This is a genomic window from Leptospira licerasiae serovar Varillal str. VAR 010 (assembly GCF_000244755.1).
Taxonomy (GTDB): domain Bacteria; phylum Spirochaetota; class Leptospiria; order Leptospirales; family Leptospiraceae; genus Leptospira_B; species Leptospira_B licerasiae.
The window spans coordinates 225,154-233,104 of the sequence record NZ_AHOO02000014.1; the positions used below are offsets into that span (position 1 = coordinate 225,154).

Sequence of the window (7,951 nt, forward strand, 5' to 3'; positions counted from 1 at the left end):
CTAAGGACTTGGGGGACACAAAGCGGAACCTCAGGTCCATGGCACAAAAGCAACTAACGCTTTTTTGCAGTTTTAGTTTTTGGCTTCGGCTTTTTTTTAATTTTAGGCAATTGGTCCTGGACAGCTTTAAAATATTCGCAGACAAGATGATCCGACCAAGAGATCGCTTTCCATCCTTCGAAATAAGCGATATGGCTTCCTCTTTTTGTATAAACATGAATCGAATTCGGAAGGTTTTCCAACCAATGCAAATTTTCTAAAACATTCTGATTTACGCAGATGGGATCATCCTTTGCATTCAAAATCATAATCGGAGTTCGAATATTTTTCATTACAAGTGCAGGATTCGAATGCCGGTAATATTCTTCCTTATCTTCAAAACCGGAGAGGCTGTGCAAACGATCCTGGAATTCGCCCAAAGTTTTTGATTCCAACACTTCCTGAAATCCTCCAACTGAAGATAAGGTTTCATAATGGCGTTTCAAAAAATAATTAATCAATCTTTGGCCCATGATCTTACTATAGACCGGATGAACCCTATGAAATGCCTTTTCGATATCATATGCGGGAGAAATTGCTACCGCGGCATCCAATAAACTTTTAGTCCCGGATTCACCCAGGTATCGAGCAAGCAACCCGGAACCTGCAGAGATCCCCACTCCGAACAAAGGACTATTCGGAAATTTTTTCTTAATATACAAGAGTTGCTCTTTTAAATCCGAACTAGACCCCATTGTGTTTATCTGCGGCTTAGGAAGGGGAAGATTCCCATGTCCCCTCCTAATACAAACCACAGAGGCCCATTTCAACTGGGTCCGAATTGCTTTCACAACAGACTTAACGTCTTGCTCGTCCCCACTGATCGTATGAAAGACAATAGTGATTGGATTTGAATCCTTTTTTTTCTTTCCTATCATATTGGACCAGGCAAGTCCAGTGATTCCACCGTCTTTCATTTTAAGATGTTCCAGTTTATCATAATGAAAAAATTTGGAACGGTGTTCTCTAAAAAGTAAAAGAGCCAGCATTAGATGATTATTAAAACACCAAAACGTAGGAAAATATTTCCTAGTTAAACGAGGACAATTTGCAATTACCCTCCTCACAAACTCGCCTTCACCGAACTGAAGAACCGGTTTTTCTATCACCTCAAGAAAATAGTAAAATAGAAATGCGAGAATGAGAAATAAAACAATAGAGAAGAACGAGAGCATTCAATAGTCCAAATGAAATTACTTTGGGAAAGAATAGGCGGAGAAAGGTTAGGGTCTATTACTTTATGATTTTTAGTTTATAGGCGGGGGATGGCTCCCCCTCGCTCCAGCCGCGTCACGGGTATTACGTTACCCCCGTTCTCGTCTCCGCATCCGGATTGGTTTTTTATTTTCACGGAGACCTAAAACGCGAAGAGTTAGAGTGAATCAACGATATCAATTTGAGCCTATTTTGAATTTATTGGCTTTTAAATCTCACGCTGTATGGCGCAAAGGCTTGCAAAACCTGTTTTTACTTTAAGCGAGCATCATCAAAGATGCAGGAATTACCACGGGCAGTGCGTGAGGAAAATGAATTGTAAAATTAGAAACCACTGCTACGGGTTTTCTCGTGTGGAATTGAGAGATCTTCCTCAACCGACAAAAGTAGGGATACTTAAAAGAGCGCGATTTCGCAAAAATAAAACTATCAAATGTTCCAATTACTAAATATTTAAACTTCTGGATTTTCGGATCATATTTTTCGCTTCAGGCATAAATTCTATATGCCCGTCAAGTAAAGACTATTAAAATGAAAGCTATTTAACAAAAGACATTCTTTCTCTATCCAAATCCCAAAAGTCGCAGCTGCCTTCTTCAAGGAGATCTTCAAATTTTTCCCACCCTACAGACTGTATAAAATCTATTTCTTCAGTATATAGTGGAATTAACCACGCAATTACGATCTTCATACTTTCTGATATATATACACAAAAATCATCTTCAAAAAACACGGGAATAGCAACATATAAACCGTAAAAGTCTTTTCCCGGAATTATCCGATGATTCATTTTTAGCAACTCACCCCTTAATAGGGCGTTGTGATTTGTAAGGATACGTTTACATACTAGTGCAAGACACATAGCAATATCATCGAAGCTGAATTTATCATAAGCGGAAAAAATCAGCTCTTGCCGAATTTCCCGATTATTAATTTTTAAAATATGTTTGCTTAGTCCAAGGGATACAAAACTAGAAACTTCTTCAAGAGGAGTATTCTTGAATCGAATAATTTGTAGATCTTTATTCCATTCTGGTGCCCAACCTTCTTCAATTTCCCCAAGATAGTTTTCCAGATGATCGATCAAACTCATTGATTATCACTTCGATTGCAATTTTTACATCTTAGTCTAGTATTTTCGTTATAATTGTCCAATACTTCTTTGCGAGTGTTTCCCTTTTCCCTATCTTTCCATTTAGGATTATGGTCTACATCCCATCCATCTTTTCCATCACGTCGTTCTTTTTTGTGAGGATTTCCTTCGACATCCTTGCCACAATCTGGGCATTTTTTCGTGCCTGGTTTACCGCCAGGCGCAGCATTATCCCAATTATCAGTGACCGTTTTCTTTCTAAATTTTGAGGGGCGTCTATCTACTGCGCGTTTACCTTTATCTCCGTCTTTGGCAACAGAATCAGGTTTTTTGTCAGACATATCCGGAATATCAAAACCAATTTGCTTTGAAGTTGGTTCTTTATTTGTGTTACTTCCATCAACACTCGTTTTCTTTGAATTGTCGATAGGTGCATTTTGATTCCTTCCATTAGATGGCGGCGCATTAGCTGGCTCCTTTAGATAATAAGCCTCGATAAGTGCTCCTGCAGCTAAACCGACAACGATAGTTGATTCAGCGATTCCAATTGCGACCGGTGCAAGAAATAAAAGATGTCCGGTTGGATCTTTATAAAGAACTGGATTTCCTTTTACGTAAGCAAAGCGATTCCACCCCTGAGTATCTCCGCCTCCATCAATGAGCGTATCCGCACTTGTAAACCTAGCGATCTGCGGATCATAATATCTTGCATTATAAAAATAGAAATTAGTCTCTCTATCCAACTCTTGTGAGTTATACTTAGGAGCAAAATCCAGAGTTCCTCTTTGAACAAGAGTCTCTCCGTACGGCTCATACTGCATTCGAGATAGTGTATGAGCACCTTCATCTAAAACATGAGCGACAGAATCCACTTGATCTGTTAAGAAGTAAGCAGTGACTCCATCTTCGTTTAGAGCAGCGATCCGGACTCCATTTAGATAAACGTTATTGATAGAGCTTAGGATATTTGTTTCTTCAGAATATTCTAAACCGTAGAATTTACTTGGATATAGTATCTCTTGGTTTTTGAAAGAAGCACCACTCGGAACTAATGCTTTCTTACGAACTCTGAAGCCACCTTCGTCATACCAATAATTCCCTATTGTTGTGCTAAGAGCGTCTTGTACCTGAGTGATCCTGTTTTGAGAATCTACAGTAATTGTCTTAGTTAGATCTTTGAAATTATCTCTCTGAGAAGTCATGTTCCCAGAGGAATCGTAGCTCATGACCAGACGATTGTTTCCACTTTGGGTGGAATCTATATGAGTGACTTGGTGGTTGGAATACTGGTAATTCCACTCATCGATGAGGGTATTATCGTTAAAGTTATGATTTCGTTTTGCGAGTAGGTTTCCGTTCTTTGCATAAGCAAAACTTTGGCGGAAAGTTTTCGTATAATTATCAGCAGATTCTTGGTATTGTCCGTCTGCTGCAGTGAGCCTATTTAAACCATCGTAACTGTAATTGTAAGCAGTAGTGTATTCTGAAGAAGTATTTGTGATTCCAGTGATATTATTTCTGCTATTGAAAGCATAGACTGCGTCTTGGAGAGTTTTAGTAGTTCCATCTACATCTCCAACAGAGTTGATACGAACTAATCTTTGTTTAACATCGTAGGTATAATTTGTTTGGATACCATTTCCAAGTCCAAACCCGGAAGTTTGTCCGAATTCGTTATAAGCAATATTTTCAACGATTGTTTTGCTGCAATAGCCTGGGATGACTCCGTTTGTATTTACTTGGACTGAAATTCCTGTGATATAACCTGCAGTTCCGTAGGTGTAGCAGGCTTTCATCCTGGTATGGCTGACTGGGTGTTCCGGATAGTCTATGGAACTTACACGTCCGAGTAGATCGTATTTGTATTCTGTAATATACGGTCCGTCTGCCAGTTCGATCGTTAGATTTTTGATGTTTCTAGTTTCTTTTTTAGCTCTTCCTAATTTATCGTAGCTGAATGTTTTGATCTGTACGTTGTCTTCTACTCGGACAAGTTTTCCGAGTGCGTTCTCCGCTCCCGAGCCACTATCGTAATCGAAATATACGGTGCCTTCCGGGGTGTCTTTTGTGAGCATTCTTCCAAGAGAATCATAAGTGAAACTAGTAGTAATTCCGCGAGCGTCAGTGGATTGAGTAGTGTCTCCGAATGCGTTATAGGAAGCTGTGCTTACCCCGAAATCTGGATCGCTGTTTTTCTTTAATCTTCCGAATGCGTCGTAAAGCCAATAGGCTTGGTTTTGGCCGGAAGTATCTTTTGTATTGATCCCGCTTGTATCGCAAGATAACGCTCCTCCGTTCATATCGGACTTTTTGATCATTTTGCCCGCAAGATCGTAACAGAATCCGATCTGTGCCTGGGTGCCGTCCGATCCAAAGTCCTCTATATAAAGAACCTGTCCTCTTCCGTCTTTTACGGTTCTTTTACTTGTCCCACCGCTATGTGTTTCAATAGTCTCGAATGGATCGTTATAGGTGACGGTTAACGTGGTCGCTTCTGTTTCTCCGGCGGCGATCGGTAAGATCGTCTTTTTTGCCCTTCCGATCGCATCGTATTCTATATAACTCGGATTTCTTTCTTGGGAATGTAGTACGAAACTGTCTATCTCACCAGCATCTGCCCAGTCCGGTTGTCCGGATCGTACGACCTGTCCGTTCCCGTTGTATGTGATCTTTCCGGACCTTACGAATTGTCCGTTAGATCCTGTTTTGACGGTATGGACCACTCTTCCCATCCCGTCTTTGTAACTTCTAAGTGCAAAACTCGGATCTGCTCCGCCTGTGGGGAATGTGGTTTTTGCACTGAATGGAAAATTGGAACCGTATTCGTAAACAGCAAGCACCTTGATCCCGGAATCCGTGTCCGCACTGGACTCCACTAATCTTCCGAAATCATCATATTCAAAATAACTTTTATTTCCGTTCGGATCAGTGGAATCGTCCGGTGATCCGAACGCTTTTCCATAATTCGTAGTGTATCTGGTCTTGAGTTGGAGAGATCCACCGAAACTTGTCTGCTCCTTTACGAACTGATGAAGTTGGTCGTCATAAACGTAGGAAGTCCCACGAGCAGGACTTGAACTTACATTTCTTTCTTCTGTTTGGTTTCCGTAAGTATCGTATTCGTATTCCGTAATGTTCGCTGGAACAGAAGGAAGTCCGCTTCCGGTATAGGTCACTGCATTACGAGTCAAATTTCCCTGAGAATCATAAGTAAGATTGCTTGTGGTTTCATGAGAAGAAGCCGACAAAGAAACTGTCTTTTTAGGACGGGTCTGGTTGGTTGTAGAATCCGTCTCAAAATCGGTTACACTCGTAAAACTTTGAGAAGAATGTGCCGAATCCGCATAATGATCCGTGCTTATATCCGTCTTCTTAGTGAGATTATATCCGTTAAATACCACAGAACCTTCGGAAGTAGTGGTAGCAGTTCCCTTGATAAAGTTCTGGGTTTTGCTCAAACGAGCAAGATAGCTGATCTTTCCCGGGACCGTTTCTATTTGTTGGATCTCATACGTTTTTTTAGAAGATCCGTAATCTTGGTTATCCGAACCAATGATATGCATTTCTTTCTCTGCACCTGCAAGTGCTCGGTTATGCATAAAATTGGAATAAGGCTGACTGAAATAAGAATGAACCGTTCTAGATCCGGTTGCATCCGTCATTGTAAAATCCGTAAATCCGAACGCATCCGTTTCTTTTTGCCGTTTATGAATGCGGAAAAAGAAACTCCGTTTTTATAACTATAATTCTTAAGGATCGTGTTCCCAAGCCCGTCATCTAAGGTAATCTTTGTGCAGACCCTGTAATTGATCGAAAGATCCGGGATATTATCTCCACCATTATTATCAAACTTAGTAGAATTATCATATTCTAATGTATAAGTCCCACCGATCCCGTTCTTGATCTGTTCGATCACATCCGGAACGGTTCCTGTTGACATCGCAAAATACCAAGTTGGTTCTTTGAGATGGATAATACCGATGTCAGTGAGTCCGTCCCCATTATAATCTCCTTGGATCCATTGGAAAGGATACACCTTAGTCATTAGATCCGAGCGATCCATGGACAATGCAAATACAGGAGAAGCAGCGGATATTATCTTACTCTGGGAAAGATCGTAAACTTTGCTCTCGCCATCAGAAACTACAATTGGATTTCCTCTATGATCGAATTGGTTCGAGAATCCTACAAGTCCTGGGTTAAAAACAGTTCGTGCAACAGTAGTTGCAGTAATTCTAATTTTAGAAAATACAACAGAAGCAGTGTCTGTCGGATCCTCATAAACAATCGAATTGCCGGATACTTCCGGAAAGAGCGCGTATTGGATCCCGGCCTGACTTGTTTTATCATAAACGGTAGTGGATACTGGAACATTCACAGAACCGGTCAGAAGTTTGAAGTTGATCGCAGTAGAACCGATGGTTCCTAAATACCATTTATGAGTAGTTCCAGTCCTATCTACGAGTAAGATCTGAGCTTTCCCAACTCCAGCAAAGTCTCCCGAAAAAATACTGAAACTTGTTCTTCTGTTCCGATTGGTCTCACTTCCTACTTGGAATAGATTTTGTAGATAAGAATCTAATACATCACCCGAAACTGTTAGGTATTTGGTTCCACTCGGGCCTGTGAGTAAAAATCTTTGAGCGCTTGTGCTTGTTTGGCGTTCAAGACCAAAGCAGATTTAGAAGTGGTACGTTAAATAATCGATCGCATACGCACTGGAATTGATATCAAAGAAACAACTTGAGAATCAGCAATGCTAGCAAGATCCGTTCTTTTAAAAGCATTTCCGCTATCTTGGGTCACTACAAAAAACTTGCTAGTAGTTCCAAAATCTCCGAAGAATAAAACTTCGTCGCGAGTGTTTACTGTGTAACGATCCGCCTTGCCGTTATTTACAGTTACAATTCCGGTTGTTTCCGGATTAAAACCTGTAAGAACTGCTTCTGTAAATGTGGAACCTTTCTTAAAATCGAAAACCCCTGTTTTTCTATCAAAAAGAAGAAGTTCGGGAGAAGCAGAACAATCATTTGTTGTAAAACATCCCGGATATGCAATCTCTCCCTTTCCAGGGTTGGAGTTCCCATCGTATTGGTAATCTAAAAGAACTGTTTTGGTGTCAGTTGAAGTGGAGAATACTCCGAATCCTTTGATTGGTTTTACTTCATCCAAAGGAAGGGGAGTCTTCATCACTCTCTCTTGGTTCGGACCATAGCTCATATCGCTGTAAACTTTGTAGCGGAATCCGTTAGATGTTGCCTCTCCGATCCAGAACTTTCCGTCCGTCTCAGAGAAAAACCCTACGTCAGTTGAACCATCTCCATTGAAATCCCCTTGGAGCCAACGAGTGATCGTTTTAAATTGAGGAGCTTTGGACCAGATCTTAAAATTGATAGTCCGATTAACAGTTTCTCCTAAAGTCCATTCTCCCGAAGAACGATCGAATAACAAAAAGTCAGAAGTTCCATCTCCGTTGAAGTCTCCGGAGAATTGATCGTTAGAAAATAAAGCCTGCTCAGGTGCAGTAAATACTTTATATAATACCCAGTTGGTAATAAAATAAATGGGACTCGATTTGTCCGGATTTCTGAGATTCTCTCCTAC

General features: G+C 40.6%; 3 protein-coding genes and 1 pseudogene. All 4 read right to left on the reverse strand.

Going from position 1 to position 7,951, the window contains the following annotated elements; genetic code table 11:
* Positions 1-53: 53 nt before the first annotated feature.
* Positions 54-1,214: a YheT family hydrolase gene (locus tag LEP1GSC185_RS19570; protein WP_008597358.1), complete on the reverse strand. Its 1,161-nt coding sequence runs from the start codon at positions 1,212-1,214 to the stop codon at positions 54-56.
* Between the two features lie 578 nt (positions 1,215-1,792).
* Positions 1,793-2,347 (reverse strand): suppressor of fused domain protein, encoded by a 555-nt coding sequence (locus LEP1GSC185_RS19575; RefSeq protein ID WP_008593239.1) that lies wholly within the window; start codon positions 2,345-2,347, stop codon positions 1,793-1,795.
* On the reverse strand, positions 2,344-2,688 hold the full coding sequence (locus LEP1GSC185_RS19905; protein WP_152413510.1) for a GH-E family nuclease: 345 nt from the start codon (positions 2,686-2,688) through the stop codon (positions 2,344-2,346). The genes LEP1GSC185_RS19575 and LEP1GSC185_RS19905 overlap by 4 nt, the downstream gene beginning before the upstream one ends.
* A gap of 231 nt (positions 2,689-2,919) precedes the next feature.
* A pseudogene (locus LEP1GSC185_RS19600) lies at positions 2,920-7,951 on the reverse strand (RHS repeat-associated core domain-containing protein); the annotation flags it as partial.